Source organism: Pseudomonas sp. P4_C3, from assembly GCF_056402075.1.
This window is the reverse complement of record NZ_JBFUIC010000600.1, coordinates 1-1463: the sequence shown is the minus strand read 5'-3', so window position 1 is coordinate 1463 and position 1463 is coordinate 1. Positions and strand designations below refer to the sequence as shown.

Annotated in this window: 1 protein-coding gene and 1 pseudogene; one reads left to right on the top strand and one right to left on the bottom strand. The window is 59.7% G+C overall.

Going from position 1 to position 1463, the window contains the following annotated elements:
• Nucleotides 1-342, bottom strand: a pseudogene (locus AC1DVH_RS31045) (hypothetical protein); the annotation flags it as partial.
• Between the two features lie 279 nt (nucleotides 343-621).
• On the opposite strand from AC1DVH_RS31045, the gene AC1DVH_RS31040 reads away from it, so the two are divergent.
• A complete protein-coding gene (locus AC1DVH_RS31040; RefSeq protein ID WP_477757007.1) occupies nucleotides 622-1443 on the top strand; it encodes an aldo/keto reductase in 822 nt (273 codons plus the stop codon).
• Nucleotides 1444-1463 lie beyond the last annotated feature (20 nt).

Below are 1463 nucleotides of genomic sequence, written 5' to 3'. Positions count from 1 at the left end.
ACCCAGGGTCGGTAACGGCTGCTGCTGTTCGATGGCCATGCGCACTTGCTTGCCGGCGGTGCGGGCATCGAGGAAACCGGACTTTTTCAGCTCATCGGGATTACGCAGGTAGAGCTTGCTCATCAGCAGGTAAAGGCTGTTGAGGTTGTCGCGCATGGTCAGGGAGGCCATGCGGTCGACGCTGGTCTGCATTAACTCCTGGGGTTTGCCTTCGCGCATCTGGGTGAGGATGTCGCCGCCCTGCTGCTGGCTGCAACCGCTGACGAAGAACATCGACAGACCTGCCAGCAGCAGGCAATGACGGCGGATTTTTGAAGTGATTGCGGGTGAAACTCGAGCCATGGGTTCTTGAACTTGGGCATGGGCCGACGGTGGGGATCGCCGCAGGCTGCCATGGATAGAGCCGGACATTGCGAAAAAGTGCAGTTTCGGGCGGTACCAATCGATCACTGGCAGGGGAATGTTCAAAGAAAAAACGGATCAGAAAATCATTAGGTCGGTACACACTCCCTGTAGGAGCTGCCGCAGGCTGCGATCTTTCGATCTTGAACAATCAAAGTCAAAAGATCGCAGCCTGCGGCAGCTCCTACACTTTTCACCGAATACACACAGGAGGTTTGCATGCGCACGCTTGAATTGGCTGGCGCCAGGGTCCCGGTTATCGGCCAGGGGACCTGGCAGATGGGCGAAGACCGTTCACGGCACACGGAAGAAGTCGCGGCCCTGCGCCTGGGTATCGAACTGGGCATGAGCCTGATCGACAGCGCTGAAATGTACGCCGAAGGCGGCGCCGAGGAAGTGGTCCGCGATGCCATCGCCGGCCAGCGCGACAGCGTCTTTCTGGTCAGCAAGGTGTACCCGCACAACGCCAGTCGCCAGGGCATTCCCCTGGCGTGCGAGCGAAGCCTGCGCAGGCTTGGCACCGATTACATCGATCTGTATCTGTTGCATTGGCGTGGCCAGTATCCGCTGGAGGAAACCGTCGAGGCCTTCGAACGCCTGCGCGAAGCCGGCAAGATCGGTCGTTGGGGCGTGTCCAATTTCGACCTCGACGACTTGCTGGAACTGGACGCCCCGGCCTGTGCCACCAATCAGGTGCTCTACAACCTCGAACAACGGGGCATAGAATTTGATTTGCTGCCCTGGAGCCAACAACGGCGGTTGCCGGTCATGGCTTACTGCCCGATTGGCCAAGGCGGTAAAATGCTCGCCAATGCTACGCTCAGGCAAGTGTCCGCCCGTCACGGGGTCACACCGGCACAGGTGGCGCTGGCATGGATACTGCGTCAGGAAGGAGTGATCGCCATCCCCAAAGCGGTCCAACCCGAGCATGTGCGGCTCAATGCCCAGGCCGCAACATTGCAGCTTGAACCCGGGGATCTGGAGGCGCTGGACCAAGCGTTTCACGCGCCACAACGCAAACAGCGGCTGGCCATGGTCTGAACCACCGCAGTCTGTCAGAG